This window comes from Avibacterium endocarditidis (assembly GCF_965138825.1).
Classification (GTDB): Bacteria; Pseudomonadota; Gammaproteobacteria; order Enterobacterales; family Pasteurellaceae; genus Avibacterium; species Avibacterium endocarditidis.
This window is the reverse complement of sequence record NZ_CBCSDH010000005.1, coordinates 132455-148244: the sequence shown is the minus strand read 5'-3', so window position 1 is coordinate 148244 and position 15790 is coordinate 132455. Positions and strand designations below refer to the sequence as shown.

The 15790-nt window shown below is 40.3% G+C and carries 18 protein-coding genes, 1 rRNA gene and 1 riboswitch; of the genes, 9 read left to right on the top strand and 10 right to left on the bottom strand.

What is annotated here, in order from left to right; genetic code table 11:
- The 5 genes from ACNAV8_RS04555 to moaA form a co-directional block, all read right to left on the bottom strand.
- A 16S ribosomal RNA gene (locus tag ACNAV8_RS04555) occupies positions 1-86 on the bottom strand; the annotation flags it as partial.
- Between the two features lie 339 nt (positions 87-425).
- Positions 426-878, bottom strand: coding sequence for a molybdopterin synthase catalytic subunit MoaE (gene moaE / locus ACNAV8_RS04550; RefSeq protein WP_103855733.1), 453 nt, complete (start codon positions 876-878; stop codon positions 426-428).
- Position 879: 1 nt separating this feature from the next.
- Entirely contained in the window at positions 880-1125 is a 246-nt protein-coding gene (moaD, locus tag ACNAV8_RS04545; RefSeq protein ID WP_103855732.1) for a molybdopterin synthase sulfur carrier subunit, read from the bottom strand.
- Entirely contained in the window at positions 1118-1606 is a 489-nt protein-coding gene (gene moaC, locus ACNAV8_RS04540) for a cyclic pyranopterin monophosphate synthase MoaC (protein ID WP_103855731.1), read from the bottom strand. The genes moaD and moaC overlap by 8 nt, the downstream gene beginning before the upstream one ends.
- 13 nt (positions 1607-1619) lie before the next feature.
- Complete coding sequence (gene moaA, locus ACNAV8_RS04535) at positions 1620-2645, bottom strand: GTP 3',8-cyclase MoaA (protein ID WP_103855730.1); 1026 nt, start codon at positions 2643-2645, stop codon at positions 1620-1622.
- Positions 2634-2781, bottom strand: a riboswitch (molybdenum cofactor riboswitch). It overlaps the preceding gene by 12 nt.
- Positions 2782-2984: 203 nt before the next feature.
- Between moaA and ACNAV8_RS04530 the strand changes: the two genes are divergently transcribed.
- Entirely contained in the window at positions 2985-3920 is a 936-nt protein-coding gene (locus tag ACNAV8_RS04530; RefSeq protein WP_103855729.1) for a gluconeogenesis factor YvcK family protein, read from the top strand.
- Positions 3921-3975: 55 nt separating this feature from the next.
- On the opposite strand, the gene folE is transcribed toward ACNAV8_RS04530, so the two are convergent.
- A complete protein-coding gene (gene folE / locus ACNAV8_RS04525) occupies positions 3976-4632 on the bottom strand; it encodes a GTP cyclohydrolase I FolE (RefSeq protein WP_103855728.1) in 657 nt (218 codons plus the stop codon).
- Between the two features lie 154 nt (positions 4633-4786).
- Between folE and moeA the strand changes: the two genes are divergently transcribed.
- The gene (gene moeA, locus ACNAV8_RS04520; protein ID WP_103855734.1) at positions 4787-6001 is read left to right on the top strand and encodes a molybdopterin molybdotransferase MoeA; all 1215 of its coding nucleotides are present in this window, start codon (positions 4787-4789) and stop codon (positions 5999-6001) included.
- 18 nt (positions 6002-6019) lie between these two features.
- Positions 6020-6742, top strand: a complete 723-nt coding sequence (moeB, locus tag ACNAV8_RS04515; RefSeq protein ID WP_103855727.1) for a molybdopterin-synthase adenylyltransferase MoeB — start codon at positions 6020-6022, stop codon at positions 6740-6742.
- Between the two features lie 102 nt (positions 6743-6844).
- On the opposite strand, the gene ACNAV8_RS04510 is transcribed toward moeB, so the two are convergent.
- The gene (locus ACNAV8_RS04510; RefSeq protein WP_103855726.1) at positions 6845-8398 is read right to left on the bottom strand and encodes a DUF2813 domain-containing protein; all 1554 of its coding nucleotides are present in this window, start codon (positions 8396-8398) and stop codon (positions 6845-6847) included.
- 89 nt (positions 8399-8487) lie between these two features.
- Between ACNAV8_RS04510 and ACNAV8_RS04505 the strand changes: the two genes are divergently transcribed.
- The 3 genes from ACNAV8_RS04505 to ftnA (ACNAV8_RS04495) all read left to right on the top strand — a co-directional run bounded on the left by ACNAV8_RS04505 (position 8488) and on the right by ftnA (ACNAV8_RS04495) (position 10640).
- Positions 8488-9399: a LysO family transporter gene (locus ACNAV8_RS04505; protein ID WP_415777288.1), complete on the top strand. Its 912-nt coding sequence runs from the start codon at positions 8488-8490 to the stop codon at positions 9397-9399.
- Positions 9400-9630: 231 nt separating this feature from the next.
- Positions 9631-10119 carry a non-heme ferritin gene (gene ftnA, locus ACNAV8_RS04500; RefSeq protein ID WP_415777287.1) on the top strand — a complete coding sequence of 163 codons (489 nt, stop codon included), beginning with the start codon at positions 9631-9633 and terminating at the stop codon, positions 10117-10119.
- A gap of 20 nt (positions 10120-10139) precedes the next feature.
- On the top strand, positions 10140-10640 hold the full coding sequence (gene ftnA, locus ACNAV8_RS04495; protein ID WP_103855330.1) for a non-heme ferritin: 501 nt from the start codon (positions 10140-10142) through the stop codon (positions 10638-10640).
- 28 nt (positions 10641-10668) lie between these two features.
- Here the strand turns inward: ftnA (ACNAV8_RS04495) and ACNAV8_RS04490 are convergent, their stop codons facing one another.
- The gene (locus ACNAV8_RS04490; protein ID WP_165779928.1) at positions 10669-10827 is read right to left on the bottom strand and encodes a hypothetical protein; all 159 of its coding nucleotides are present in this window, start codon (positions 10825-10827) and stop codon (positions 10669-10671) included.
- Between the two features lie 126 nt (positions 10828-10953).
- On the opposite strand from ACNAV8_RS04490, the gene ACNAV8_RS04485 reads away from it, so the two are divergent.
- Positions 10954-11727 carry an FNR family transcription factor gene (locus ACNAV8_RS04485; RefSeq protein ID WP_103852498.1) on the top strand — a complete coding sequence of 258 codons (774 nt, stop codon included), beginning with the start codon at positions 10954-10956 and terminating at the stop codon, positions 11725-11727.
- Between the two features lie 127 nt (positions 11728-11854).
- Entirely contained in the window at positions 11855-12778 is a 924-nt protein-coding gene (uspE, locus tag ACNAV8_RS04480; protein WP_103855329.1) for a universal stress protein UspE, read from the top strand.
- 75 nt (positions 12779-12853) lie between these two features.
- On the opposite strand, the gene ACNAV8_RS04475 is transcribed toward uspE, so the two are convergent.
- Positions 12854-13675 carry an OmpA family protein gene (locus ACNAV8_RS04475; protein WP_103852500.1) on the bottom strand — a complete coding sequence of 274 codons (822 nt, stop codon included), beginning with the start codon at positions 13673-13675 and terminating at the stop codon, positions 12854-12856.
- Positions 13676-13866: 191 nt separating this feature from the next.
- Complete coding sequence (gene sohB / locus ACNAV8_RS04470; protein WP_415777286.1) at positions 13867-14925, bottom strand: protease SohB; 1059 nt, start codon at positions 14923-14925, stop codon at positions 13867-13869.
- A 181-nt stretch (positions 14926-15106) separates the two neighbouring features.
- Between sohB and ACNAV8_RS04465 the strand changes: the two genes are divergently transcribed.
- Complete coding sequence (locus ACNAV8_RS04465; RefSeq protein ID WP_103852502.1) at positions 15107-15691, top strand: FMN-dependent NADH-azoreductase; 585 nt, start codon at positions 15107-15109, stop codon at positions 15689-15691.
- Positions 15692-15790: the final 99 nt, after the last annotated feature.

Below are 15790 nucleotides of genomic sequence, written 5' to 3'. Positions count from 1 at the left end.
AAGCTTTCAACCCGTTACCGTTCGACTTGCATGTGTTAAGCCTGCCGCCAGCGTTCAATCTGAGCCATGATCAAACTCTTCAGTTTAATCTTTCTCAATTCGTACACTAACAAAGCTCTATGATTTTATTAAAAATCACTATGAATTTCAGTTAAGCACTAATTGTTTCTAAATCTTTTAAGTTTTTTCCAGAATCAACAAGTGCCCACACAGATTGTCTGATTGATTGTTAAAGAGCAAAAAACAACGACGCGAGGTGTACTTTCAACTTGTTTACAACGTCGTGTCGTTGTGTGCGGCGTATTATAGGCATCTTGAAAATCTTTGCAAGTGTTTTTTGACAAGTTTTTACAAAAAATTTTAAAAAGCCTAAATTTTAGGCTGTACACCTTAAATAATGAGAATACTTATAAAAAACTCAACTTTCACCACCTTTCCAAAGCCTGTTGATCACTTTCTCGATGTTCGACCCAACGCTCGCCCTTTTCTGTCTGTTCTTTTTTCCAAAACGGCGCTTTGCTTTTGAGAAAATCCATAATAAATTCATTGGCTTGATAAGCTTCACCACGATGAGGGGAACTCACTGCGACTAGCACAATTTCATCGCCCGTATGCAGTAAGCCCACGCGGTGAATTACCGCAACGCGTAATAAATTCCAACGCGTGCAAGCCTCATCAACAATTTCACGCAAGGCTTTTTCTGTCATCGCAGGATAATGTTCTAAAAATAAACTGGATACACTATCGCCCAAATTCATTTCGCGCACTTTTCCCACGAAAATCACGGCAGCGCCGACACTATTTGGTGCGGAAACCCAACGATAAACCGCATTTTGATCAAAATTGGCAGTTTGTACCGCAATTTGAATTTCAGCCATTTTAGCCTCCTGTAACAGGTGGGAAAAAGGCAATTTCATCGCCATTTTGCACCGCACTTTCAAGACTAGCCAAGGTTTGATTAATGGCAACCAAAAGCTTTTCTTTATCTAACGCTAACGCCCATTTCTCACCTTTGGCGCTCAAATGTTGGCGTAGTGCTTCTGCATTGGTAAATTGGCCCGAGATTTCAATTTCATCAACCCCAATCAGCTCTCGTGTTTGGGCAAAAAATAATACTTTAATCATTCAGTTTTCCTGCTAAAAAATGGCCATATTTTCCACCGCACTTTTCTAAAAGGCGAATATGCTCAATCACAATATCTTTCTGCACCGCCTTGCACATATCATAAATCGTTAAGGCAGCCACGCTTGCAGCGGTAAGTGCTTCCATTTCCACGCCTGTTTTGCCTGTTAATTTGCATAGACTTTCAATACGCACTTGATTGCTTTCAGGCAGGGCAGTTAAGGATACTTCCACTTTTGAAAGCAATAATGGGTGGCATAAGGGAATTAAATCCCAAGTGCGTTTTGCCGCCTGAATGCCAGCAATACGCGCTGTGGCAAACACATCACCTTTGTGGTGTTGCCCTGATAAAATCATTTGCAAAGTAGATTGTGACATTGTAACCAGTGCTTCTGCTCTTGCTTCACGCACGGTTTCTTGCTTACCCGAAACGTCCACCATATTGGCTTCGCCATTATTATTAATATGAGTAAATGTGGTCATTATAATTCCTTGATTAACCGCCAATGCTGGCAAGATGATTACGCACGCCGCTATCACCATTATGTAAAAAGTGATGTTCTCGCTTACCCTGTAACGCAGAGAAAATTCGCGATTCTAAAAGAGATTGCTGATTATCCGCTTGTAACAAATCTCGCAATTCGATACCTTCTTCACCAAACAAACAAAGATGAAGTTTGCCCTTGGCTGAAACTCGCAGACGATTACAACTGGCGCAGAAGTTTTTTTCATAAGGCATAATTAAGCCAATTTCACCTTGATAATCTGGGTGTTTAAACACTTTAGCTGGGCCGTCTAAATAACCGCGCTGTTGCAATTGCCAACCTGAAGCCAGTAATTTTTCTGCTAAAATTTGCCCTGATAGATGATAACGTTGGAAAAACTGATCCATTTCACCTGTCTGCATTAACTCAATAAAACGCATTTGAATCGGGCGATGTTTTATCCAATCTAAAAAGCCTGAAAATTCCTGATCATTGAGATTTTTCATCAGCACCGCATTAACTTTAACTTTCTGATACCCCACTTCAAAGGCACGATCAATACCCTGCATAATTTCAGCAAACTTATCCACGCCAGTAATACGCTGAAAGATCTTCGCATCAAGGCTATCCACACTCACATTAACGGACGTAATCCCCGCTTGTTTCCACGCGGCAATGTCTTTCGCCATACGGTAACCATTGGTGGTCAGAGCAATTTGTTTGATGCCTTCAATTTGCTGAATCTTTTCAACAATAGAAAGAAAATCCTTGCGCAAGGTTGGCTCGCCACCCGTGATACGAATTTTTTCCGTACCAAGATGGGCAAAAGCACGCACTAGGCGGACTATTTCACTTTGAGTAAGAAAGCTCGGTTTATTGGCCTCTGGCTGATAACCATTGGGTAAACAATAGTTACAGCGGAAATTGCACATATCCGTAATGGACAGTCGCAAATAATAATATTGGCGGGCAAACCCATCAATAAGACGCGTTTCCCCCACCTGTTTTACAGGAATTTGTATAGGAATGCTTTGCATTAGACACCTTTCTAAAATGGAGAGGATAAGCCGTTTCCAACGTATCCCTGAGCAATACAAAATGCATTGCTGGCATTGCCACCCTATTTTGCAATCAACAAAACGTAGGTGAACAAGCTCGGAGTTATGCGAAAATTTTCCCTATTCTAAGGGCTTAACAACAATTTATCCATACCTAGAATGGGATCTATATCAAAAAAATGCCATATTTTACTTATAAATCAATTGTATAAAATGCTATATAACGAAAATTCACAAAATTTCTACCGCACTTTTAAACAAATTTGTTTATACTTACCCCTAATTCTCTTATAACGCTCACATTTTAAAGGAAAAACAATGAGTGATTTAACACCGCACAGTCGGCACGAAAATTTAGATAAGATAAATCACATTGTAGCTATTGGCGGCGGACACGGACTTGGCCGCGTGATGTCTGCACTCAGTTTTATGAAAGAACGCTTAACGGGCATTGTTACCACCACTGACAACGGTAGTTCCACAGGCAGAATTCGGAAACAACAAGGTGGCATTGCGTGGGGTGATTTACGCAATTGTCTTAACCAAATTATCACTGAACCTAGCACCGCTTCTGCACTGTTTGAATACCGTTTTTCCGCCAATAGTGGAGAACTTGCGGGGCATAATCTTGGCAATTTAATGCTAAAAGCCTTAGAAAATATGCAAATTCGTCCTACCGAAGGGGTGAATTTAATCCGTGATTTACTGCGCGTGAAATCTTTTATTGTACCGATGTCAGAAAGTGCGGTGCATCTTGCTGCTTCCTTGCCTTCTGGCTCTAGCGTGGTAGGTGAAGTGGAAATTGATGAGCTGAGCGAACTGCCTAACTCTATTTTCCTTGTTCCCCTTGTCAGCGCCACGCCTGAAGCCATTTGCGCTATTCAACAAGCTGAAGTGATTTTATTTGGCCCAGGCAGTTTTCTCACTAGCATAATGCCACCGATTTTGCTCCCTGAAATTATCGAAGCATTAAAAAACAGCCAAGCGAAAAAAATTTTCATCGACAATCTTGGGGTTGAACATAGCCCGTCCGCAGCGCTTTCTTTACAAGATCGAATAAATTGGATTAACGAAACCGTTGGGAAAAAGATTATTGATGGCGCGATCGTACAAAACGGTTTAATGCCAGAAAATAGCGATCCGCAGTTAAAAATTATTGCCAGACGTTTGCGTGCTGACGACATCAGCTACCGCCACGATCGCACCTTATTGTGCAAAGCGATTGATGATTTGATTGAGGAACTAGATAAGTAAATAAAAAATAGGGCTAAATTCAGCCCTGTTTTTTTCATATAACCTATTGATTAGATTATTTATTTATAAGTGTTAAAAATTCTTTCCTAGTTTCACGATCATCAAGGAACACCCCACCAAATGCAGAGGTTACCGTGTAACTATTTGTGTCCTTAATTCCGCGGCATTTCACACAAAAATGGGTGGCTTTTACATAAACCGCCACATTTTCTGTTTCTAAAATTGTTTGGAATGCGAGCAAAATTTGTTCTGTTAAACGCTCTTGCACCTGTGGGCGTTGGGCAAAAAATGCCACTACGCGATTGATTTTTGATAACCCGATCACCCATTTTTTCGGATAATAAGCCACCGACACCATGCCATCGATAGTCACAAAATGATGCTCGCAAGTGCTGGTTAAAGTTACATCATTCACCAACACCATTTCGCTCACTTTCATTCGATTTTCAATATTGGTGATTTTCGGGAAGTTGGCATAATCTAGCCCACTAAAAATTTCATCAACGAACATTTTCGCCAAACGAACTGGCGTTTCCTCAAGGCTATCATCACGCAAATCCAGACCGATCAATTTCATCACTTCACGCATATGCTGCTCAATGCCTTCACGGCGCTGTGATTTTGTCAGTTGCGTATCCACCATTGGGGTTTCAATCCCTTTACTCACCAATGCCTGACGGACTTTCTCCGCCTCTGGGGAAATCTTGTTCATTCACTACTCTCCAAATTTCAAATTGGGCTATTCTATCAGACAATAAAACAATAATAAAATGAGAAAGATAGCGGTTCAGTATGAAAATTTCTATAAAAATCACCGCACTTTCTTGTAGAATAGAATGCAATTCTTGATTGAAAAAGGACAATTTATGTTAAGCATTGAACAAGCTTTGAATGAAATGTTGGCACAGCTTCCTGCGCCGCAACAAACGGAAACTTTGCCGCTTTCGCAAGCCAGCCAGCGCATTTGTGCGGCGGATATTATCTCTCCAATTAACGTGCCATCTTTTGATAATTCTGCGATGGACGGCTATGCGGTGCGTCTTGCAGATCTTGCCCAATCACGCACACTCTGCGTGGCTGGCAAAGCTTTTGCAGGCAATCCTTTTAATGGCGAATGGTTGCCACAAAGTGCGGTGCGAATTATGACTGGTGCGATGATCCCAGCTGGCGCAGACGCAGTAGTAATGCAAGAAAATGTGCAACTTAATGAAGACGGCACGGTTACTTTCAACGAAATGCCAACATTGGGGCAAAATATTCGCCGAGCCGGTGAAGATGTTAAACAAGGGGACGTAGTGCTAAAAACAGGTGAAAAACTCACCACACTTCCCTTGCCGTTGCTTGCTTCCTTAGGCATTGCTGAAGTGCCTGTATTTCCACGTTTGAAAGTAGCGATTTTATCCACTGGCGATGAATTAGTTCCTGTTGGCGAGCCATTGAGCAGCGGTAAAATTTACGATACCAATCGCTTTACTGTGAAATTATTATTGGAAAAATTGCCTTGCGAAATTTTAGACTTCGGCATTCTGCCTGATGATGAAGCGCTATTTGAAACAGCCTTTTTGCAAGCGCAAGAACAGGCAGATTTAGTGATCACCAGCGGTGGCGTGTCAGTGGGTGAAGCGGATTTCACCAAGACGATTTTAGAAAAACTAGGGACGGTTAATTTCTGGAAAATTGCAATGAAACCGGGGAAACCTTTTGCGTTTGGTAAATTAGAAAAGGCGTGGTTCTGCGGCTTGCCGGGCAATCCTGTGTCCGCCTTGGTTACCTTTTATCAATTAGTGCAGCCTGCCATTGCCAAGCTCAGTGGTTACAGCCAATGGCAAGCGCCACAACAGCTTAAGGCAATCGTAAGTGAGAATCTGAAAAAAGGCGTGGGTCGCAAAGATTTCCAACGCGGTTTTTATTGGGTCAATGCGCAAGGACAACTTGAAGTAAGAGCCGTGGGTTTCCAAGGTTCTCATCTCTTTAGTGCTTTCATTGAAAGCAACTGTTTTATTGTATTAGAAGCAGAACGTGGCAACGTGCAAGCAGGTGAAATGGTGACCATTGAACCTTTCAATGAATTATTGGGTTAATGAATTATTAGGCTGATTATGATCGAACTCACTGCTGAAGAAGAACTACGCTACAACCGCCAAATTGTGCTGAAAGCCATTGATTTTGACGGGCAAGAAACACTGAAAGACAGCACAATGCTGATAATGGGCTTGGGCGGTTTAGGCTGTGCGGCGAGCCAATATTTAGCCGTGGCAGGCGTTGGCAAATTGATTTTAGTGGATTTTGATACCGTTTCTTTGTCTAACTTACAGCGCCAAGTGTTGCACGATGATAGCCGTCTGGCAATGCCCAAAGTGGAATCCGCCAAGCTCAGTTTACAGCGTTTAAATCCGCACGTTAAGCTGGAAACCATCAATCAACAATTAGATGATGATGCCCTACTCGCATTATTGCAAGGCGTTGATGTGGTGCTAGATTGTACCGATAATGTGGAAACGCGCAATCAGCTAGATCGTTGTTGTGAGCAAAGCAAAACACCGCTGGTTTCTGGTGCGGCAATCCGTATGGAAGGGCAAATTTCTGTGTTCACTTATGAAGAAAACACACCCACTTACCGCCAGCTTAGCCAGCTTTTTGGTAATGCGCCATTAAGCTGTGTGGAAACAGGGGTGCTTGCGCCAATGGTGGGAATAGTGGGATCAATGCAAGCCCTTGAAGCGATCAAAGTGCGGTTGAAAATAGGTGAGAATTTATGTGGGCGATTATTGCTCATTGACGGCTTCACAATGAAAATTCGGGAAATTAAAATCCCCGTTTAGCCTAAATCAGCGAAATAAAGCGGCATTAATTGCCGCTTATTTTTTCTCTTTTTTCTGTCATTTGTTCTCTATCGCTTCGCTTGTTCGAACTTAGATGATTTCTTAAGATGAACGCGCTAAAATTAACACGCGCGTGAAAAGCTGTTTAAACAAACGTGGAATGGACGCAACCCCACGCTGTTTTATCTCATTGGATAATGCCACCGCAAGATCGGGCTTTGATGTGCGTTGTATAGCACGTTGAATGATGCGATGAACCAAATATTTCTGCGAATGATCTTGCCAGCGTGCCAATCGAATAAAAGTTTGTTCAAAACCAGCATAATAGAAAAAATGCTCAATGTCTTTTTTCGGCAAATACGTGAGCCGCATTGCTGACTGTTCCTTATCATTGAGCAGACTTTTCGCCGTTGCAGAATATTTTTTGCCAGCTTCATCGCCATCAGTCAGCACATACCACTCAATTCCCATTGCTTTGGCATAATGAATCAAAGGGCGCAAGCCACACTGGGCAAATTCCACGATCCTGATGCCTTCCATCGCAAGATCAATACCAAGTAATTCTGCCAATTCAGTTAAAATCCAAACTTCCGTTTCGCCCTCCACCAACAGCCACATTCGAGAAAATAATGCAAGGCTACGATTATGCCGAATATGAAAGCTCAAACGGCGTAATTCTTCTTTATTTAATTGATGTGCAAGCTGAAAGGCTTCGGTGCGCTCTGTATTTCTTACTAAACGACAAATGGATTGTAAAGGAATTTGTGAAAGCAATTCTACGGAATTCGTGGTGGTGATGCGTTGGATCGGCAAATAACTGACCAACTCCCAAATGATCGCCACCATTCTTGGGTGCAGGCGAGCATCGGGATCTTCAAATAAAATAATCGGCCGCAAGCTATGAAAATCGCGTAATTCATCGGCGGAAACAAATAATTGGGTTAATTGTTGGAATAAAATATGACGTAATGAATGATGCTGTTTTTCTCGCAATTTTAGGCAAAGAGATTTCACATCATTCCAAAGTGCGGTGGTATCTTGCATTAATTCTGCCGCCATCGCACGATTGAGAAAATAATGTTGCAGCAAGTGCAGTGTGGATTGAATTTCACGATTGACTTTCGAATCATCTAACAAAGGCAACGCTGAAAAATGTTGATGCTTGGCCGATGAATTCAACCTTGCATCACGAAAACGGTAAACAGGGTGCTGTGCAATTAACGCCATTGCCATTTGCTCAGGATTTTCCAGCTTAAGCACATTCCCTTCGCCATCTAAAAAATGATAGGTGGTGATAATCTCAGCCCCTTGCATTTCCCCTGTAATCTGAAAATAAATTTTGGCATAGGGTTCATCATCAAAAATAGCCAATTGGTTATAAGGAAAATGCGTTAAGGATTTAGCTTCACGATGAACACTAAAGGTAAAGAAAAGGGTGATTTCTTTCGCCGTAAAGGCATTATTTTCGTCCTGATAAAAATCCGTTGCTTGGAATTGATAAAGGCGCTTCTCATCATTAAAAATTAAGCTCAACGCCGCCAATAAACTGGATTTCCCCCAGGCATTTTCACCAATCAACACCATATTCGGTTGCAAGGTAAATGAAAGGCGGTTTATGCCACGAAATCCTACAATATCTAATTGACGCAAATACATCACCGCTCCTTCTATCCTTGGTTTACTTGGTATTTTCAGTTCACTTGCGTAAAATAGCACAATAATTTCATCATTTTAAGGAAAAAACTGTGTTTGAAGGGTTACTTATCGTCCTTGGCCCAATGTGTTTAGGGTATTTTTTTAAGACAAAAAACACCGCACTTTTGCAGCGTATAAATCAAATTGTGATGCTGCTGCTCTATGTGATTTTATTCATTATGGGCGTGTCGTTAGGGCATTTGGACGATCTTGCCAACACCTTACCATTAATTGGTATTTCTGCTTTCACTTTTGCTTTAATCATTCAAGGCTGCAATATTCTCGGCTTAATACTGTATGACAAACTACGCCCACAGCCACTTAAACATTTAGGCAAAGATTTACCTTCACGCGGGCGATTATTATTAGACAGCACCAAGCTTTGCTCAATGGTGTTGATCGGTTTTGTGGTGGGAATTTTGACCAAAGAATGGCTTGCTTTTCCTTTTAGTACAAGCACTTATGCCTTAGTGCTGCTGATCTTTTTTGTCGGCATTCAGCTGCGTAATAACGGCATTGCATTGCGTGAAGTCATCTTCAATAAGCGCGGGCTTTATACAGGGCTGGTTTTTATTCTCACTTCATTGTTAGGTGGGATTATTTCCGCTTATGTACTGGATTTACCTGTTACACAAGGCCTAGCCATTGCTTCGGGCTTTGGTTGGTATTCCCTTTCCAGCGTGGTGATTAATGATGCTTGGGGGCCTGTTTTTGGCAGCATCGCCTTTTTTAACGATCTTTCACGGGAAATTGTCAGCTTATTCATTATTCCCTTTTTTATGTTTAATTATCGCTCTACCGCCGTTGGAATGGCAGGCGCAACCGCATTAGATTGCACCTTGCCGATTATTCAACGTTCTGGTGGCATTGAAGTTGTACCGCTGGCAATTAGTTTTGGCTTTGTAACCAATATCGTACCGCCTATTTTACTGGTATTTTTCTCCAGCATTCCCCTTGCTTAAATGTTCACTTTCAGCCTGTATGTTGTGATACAGGCTGAAAAAATTCATCAAATTTCCACCGCACTTTATTTTTACCATTTGGCAATAAGAACGATTCTCTCAAATAGAATAATTATTATTAAAATTCCCTTTAAAAATTAATAACTTACAAATATTTTTAGTTGCAAAAAAGAAAAAACTGGTTAAACTATGCCCACTATATTTTATTGACCATTAAGGAAAGGAGTGGCTATGTTACAAGACGCGATTATTAAAAAACTAAACGAACAAATTAATTTGGAATTTTATTCTTCCAATGTGTATTTACAAATGAGTGCTTGGTGCTCAGCAAACGGCTATGAAGGTGCCGCAGCCTTTTTGCTCCGCCACGCAGATGAAGAAATGATGCATATGCAAAAATTATTCACCTATGTGAATGAAACCACAGGTATGCCATTATTAGGCAAAATTGAAGCACCAAAAAATGATTACAAATCCTTAAAAGAAGTGTTTGAAATCACCCTTAAACACGAAAAATTTGTTACCGCAAAAATCAATGAATTGGTAGAAGTTACCTTTGAACACAAAGACTACTCTACCTTCAATTTCTTACAATGGTATGTGGCAGAACAACACGAAGAAGAAAAATTGTTCAGCAGCATTATTGATAAATTCAATTTAGTCGGCGAGGACGGACGTTCCCTTTACTACATTGACCGCGATTTAGCCATATTAGAATAATTAGAATAAAGGAGAGAAAAATGTTATCAAACAACGTAATTAAATTATTAAACGATCAAATGAATTTGGAATTTTATTCCTCAAACTTATATTTACAAATGAGCGCTTGGTGCGAACAACAAGGCTTTGAAGGGGCGGCACAATTTTTATCTGCCCACGCCGCAGAAGAAATGCAACATATGCGTAAATTGTTTACCTATTTAACTGAAACAGGCGCCTTACCAATCATTAGCGAAATTGAAGCGCCACCGCACGAATTTAGCTCATTAAAACAAGTGATTGAAACCACTTACCAACACGAAAAGCTGATCACGAGCAAAATCAATGAATTAGTCGGCAGAACCTTTGAAGAAAAAGACTTCTCAGCCTTCAATTTCTTACAATGGTATGTTGCAGAGCAGCACGAAGAAGAAAAATTATTCAGCGGTATTTTAGATAAACTGAATCTTCTTGGCGATGACGGCAAAGGATTATTCTTAGTGGATAAAGACCTTGCAAAACTTGCTGTGAATCACGGTTAGTTGTCATTGGTTATTACTAGAAAGCCAGCTACTCGCTGGCTTTTTCTTTGTCTGAAATTTGCTGATTTTCCACCGCACTTTGGATTTTTTCATAATGGCAAGTGCGGTAGAAAAATGCGGAAAGTAGTACGCAGAGCATTAAAATAATTTGGATTAAACGTTTTTTGGTGAGTTTTTCTGTTGCCATTATTATTTCCTTAACAATTATTTAACTATTTAAAACTTCTTAATTTTACCATTTAGTGGTATCATTTCTTGCGTTAGATCAATTTTATATGATTTTTTCTGCTTTACCGAGTTATTTGAGGATTAAATGAAGATTTTAGCTAATGACAGTAAAATTGGGCGTCGTGTTCAATCCGGCGGCTGTGCCATTCACTGCCAAGATTGTAGTATCAGCCAACTCTGTATTCCTTTCACATTAAATGAACACGAACTAGATCAGCTTGATAACATTATTGAACGCAAAAAACCTATTCAAAAATCTCAAGTCTTATTCCAAGCTGGCGATCCTCTTACTTCTCTGTACGCTATCCGTTCTGGCACGATCAAATCTTACACTATTAGCGAAACTGGCGAAGAACAAATTACGTCCTTCCATTTGCCCGGTGATCTCGTTGGCTTTGACGCAATTACCAATATGCAGCACCCAAGTTTTGCACAAGCCCTAGAAACCGCAATGGTGTGTGAAATCCCTTTTGATATTTTAGATGATTTATCAGGCAAAATGCCAAAACTGCGCCAACAAATTATGCGCTTAATGAGTAGTGAAATTAAAAGCGATCAAGAAATGATCCTCTTACTATCTAAAATGAATGCGGAAGAACGCTTAGCCGCATTTATTCATAATCTTTCTCGCCGTTACTCCGCTCGCGGTTTCTCAGCGCGGGAGTTTCGTTTAACAATGACTCGCGGCGATATTGGCAATTATTTAGGCTTAACCGTTGAAACCATTAGCCGTTTGCTAGGACGTTTCCAAAAATCAGGTATGTTATCCGTGCAGGGTAAATACATCACCATAAATAATATGGCAGAATTATCACAACTTGCGGGGGTAACCAAAACGCGCATTCAAATGGTGAGCTAATTTACTTTTCCGCTCTTTCTAGTGCAACAATATGTTGCACTAGATCACGTTTTTTCCCACTCTAACTTGTTATTCTTGCCAATCTCTTCTATGCTATAAGACACTTAACCATCATTTGGAGGTTGTTATGAAATTTAAAAATATCTTGGTTGTGTTAAATCCTGAAAATGAAAAGCAATATGCCCTTGCTCGTGCGGTGCGTTTAGTAAAAGAACAAAAAAGTGAAAGCAAGGTAAAAATCACTACCTTTATGACGGTTTATGATTTATCTTATGAAATGTCTGCGCTACTTTCTTCGGAAGAACGTGAAAATATGCACCAAGGTGTTATTGAGCAACGCCAAAAAGCAATCAAACCTTATTTGGACAAATACGCTGATCCAAATATTGAATTTCATTCAACGGTGGTTTGGAATAGTAATGAAGCTGAAGCCATCGCCGAAGAGGTTGAAAAAAATAGCTACGATCTTGTGGTGAAATATACACAGGAAGAAGAAAGCATTACTTCGCTAATTTTCACCCCGATGGATTGGCAGCTATTACGCAAATGCCCTGCGCCAATAATGATCGTGAAAGATGGAGATTGGAAACATCAACGCCGTATTTTGGTTGCCGTTAATGTGTCAGATGATGAAGATCATCATAGCCTACTCAATAATGAATTAGTTACACTCGGCATTGATTTAGCAGATAGTTTGGAACGTGGAAATGTACACCTTGTTACAGCCTATCCGCCAACACCGATCAATATGGCAATAGATTTACCGGAATTTAGCACCGCAGATTATAGCAATAGTATCCGCGGACAATATTTGATCAATATGAAAGCTTTACGCCAAAAATTTAATATTGATGAAGATCACACTCACGTTAGAGAGGGTTTCCCTGAAGATGTTATCCCTGAAGTAGCAAAAGAATTAGGGGCAGAAATGGTAGTACTAGGCACAATAGGCAGAACAGGACTTTCCGCCGCTTTCCTAGGAAACACCGCTGAACACGTTATCAGTAAATTAAATTGCAATTTATTAGCGATTAAGCCGAATGACAAATAAGGCAAAAATATAATACAAAAAAGCTGATTTCACATTTGAAATCAGCTTTTTCATTTCAACATCTAAAACAACAGATTATTTTGCATAAAGCGGAGCTGGACCAATAGGACCACCTTTCGTTGTTGCCTCTTGTTGCTTTAATAATTTACCTGATGAAGAAATTTCTACACGACGGTTATCACGTAAACAGTCTTTTAATGCTTGGCCCCCAGCAACATCATCACAAGCTTTAACTTGATATGCCTTTCCATAACCAATTGCTTCAATATGTGCTGTTACTCCCTGTTGAATTAATCTAGCCTTAACTCTATCAGCTCGACGTTGTGAAAGTTTCAAGTTATACGCTACAGAACCCAAACGGTCAGTATGACCAGACACCTTAACATCTTTAGCTTGTGCTTCTTTCAACTGTTTAGCTACGTTATCAACAACCTCAATTCCTTTTGGTGAAAGAGTATCTTTATTAAAGTCAAATAAGAAATCACCTTTTAAGCTGAAAGATAAGCTACCATTACAGCCATTCGGATACCAAAAGAAACTTTGGGCATTCATATCTTTGTCAAATAAAATTTTGTACTGACAGATTTTGTGCTCACCATTTTCACGGTAGTTAAACACATAATCCCATTCACGCACACCGAATAAGCCTTCTGCGAAATGTGGACGATCGATCAAGTTATAAATTTGATCTTTATTCATACCACGCTCAATCATTCGTACGTTATCCCAATTTGGCCAAGAGCCATATTGACTACCATCGTGGTTAAATTTAGAATCCTCAATTTTCGGCCAAACTAGATCTTCTGATGTACCTTCATCAGTAACCTTACTTAAGTTTCCGCATGCTGCTAATGTCGTTGCAGCAACAGCTGAGAATAAAAGATGTGATAATTTCATATTTTTACCTTAACACTATAAATAAATCATTACTTGGAAATGAACGGAATGCCCAAATGGCATTTTTGCTCGGCGCTATTATATAGTAAAGCTAATTATCAATAAAGTAAATTAACAAAACCCTTTACTATGCGAAATCCAACAAGTTTTTTGTCAAATAATGTAAAGATAACGTTTTTTATATTTTACCCTTAGTACAAAGTCCGCTCATTACGCTTCAACCAGCTCAACAACAGATTATCGGCGCTTTCTTCAGCTTGTTTTCCTAATTTCTGCACAAGGGATTTTTTCATTGTGTATTTCACTGAAAGCACGAGTTTGTCTTTAATGGCTTGTAAGATCAAATCATCGCTGGTAGCAATTTCATCGACTAAGTTTAATCCTAGTGCCTGCTGACCAAACCAATGTTCCCCCGTGGCGATTTGCTCCACATCAATTTGTGGGCGGTGTTGAGCGACAAATTGTTTAAATAATTGATGGGTTTCATTTAACTCTTGTTGGAATTTTTCTTTGCCTTTTTCAGTGTTTTCGCCGAGTAAGGTTACGGTGCGTTTATATTCGCCTGCTGTCATCACGTCCACATCAACATCGTGTTTTTTCAGTAAACGATGAATATTCGGTACTTGCGCCACCACACCAACTGAACCAATAATAGCAAAAGGCGCGGCAATAATTTTATCCGCCACGCACGCCATCATATAGCCACCACTGGCTGCCACTTTATCCACGGCTACGGTTAATTTTATTTGATGCTGTTTCAAGCGCGCTAACTGAGAAGCCGCAAGCCCATAGCCGTGTACCACGCCACCAGGGCTTTCCAAACGCAACAACACTTCATCTTCTGGTTTAGCGACGGCGATAATGGCACTCACTTCTTCACGAAGTGCGGTGGTTTCTGACGCAGAAATATCGCCTTTAAAACTCAACACAAATAAATGGGGCTTGCGTTCGTTTTCTGGATTATCGCCTTTTTTACGCTTTTCTTTTTCTGCTTTGGCTTTTTGTTTTTCTTCTTTTTTACGCGCTTTCTCCGCTTGTTTTAACGCATCTTCAGAAAGATGAAACTCCGCCAAACGCTTGGTGTTTTCTTCATATTCTTGCGATAAATCGGTAATCACTAACTCCCCTGCTTGGTGAGATTTTTTCTGTTTAAACGCCATAATCATCGCGACAATCCCTGCGATAACCAATAACACCGTAAGAATTTCTAGAATAAATAAGCCATAGCCCATTGCTAATTCTGACCACATAAGCTGTCCTTTTTGTTAAATAAAAATCAAAATGCGATCATAAAGCATTTCTGGCAAAGTGCAATTTTCCGCTTATTATTTACCATTAAGAAAAAATCTTTTTCCTTTTTTACGATTGTTCTAGAAAAAATTCGCTCTATAATGACCGCACTTTATGATAAGCACAGTTTAAGGATTTATTATGTCAAAAGTTCTTGTTTTAAAATCGAGTATTCTCGGCGATTATTCACAAACCAATCAACTTGCAGACTATCTTGTATCAAAATTACCCGCAGGAACAGATGTGGTTGTGCGTGATTTAGGCGCTAATCCATTGCCACACTTTGATGGCGTTGCTGCCAATGCCTTGCGTGGTGAGCCAAAAACAGAACAAGATAAAACATTGCTAGCCCTTTCCGATGAGTTAGTAGCAGAATTAAAAGATGCGGATACCATTGTCATCAATGCGCCAATGTACAACTTTAATATTCCAACTCAATTAAAAAGCTACATTGATTTCATTGCCCGTCCGCGTGTTACGTTCCAATACACAGAAAACGGCCCTGAAGGCTTAGTGAAAGGCAAAAAAGCGATCGTTTTAGCCTCTTTCGGTGGTGTTCACCAAGGACAAGCCACCGATGTTATCACCCCTTATTTAAAAACGTTCCTTGGCTTTATCGGCATTGATGATGTTGATTTTGTTTATGTAGAAGGCGTAGGTTCTGGCGCAGAAGTCGCGGCAAAATCGCAAGAACAAGCGAGAGCGAAAGTGGATACATTGATTTAATGTATATGAGAAAAAAGAGCAGGTCTCCCCTGCTCTTTTTCGTTTACTCCGCTGCCAACTCAATCAACCTCAATGTCAATTCACAAGATTTCACGAAAG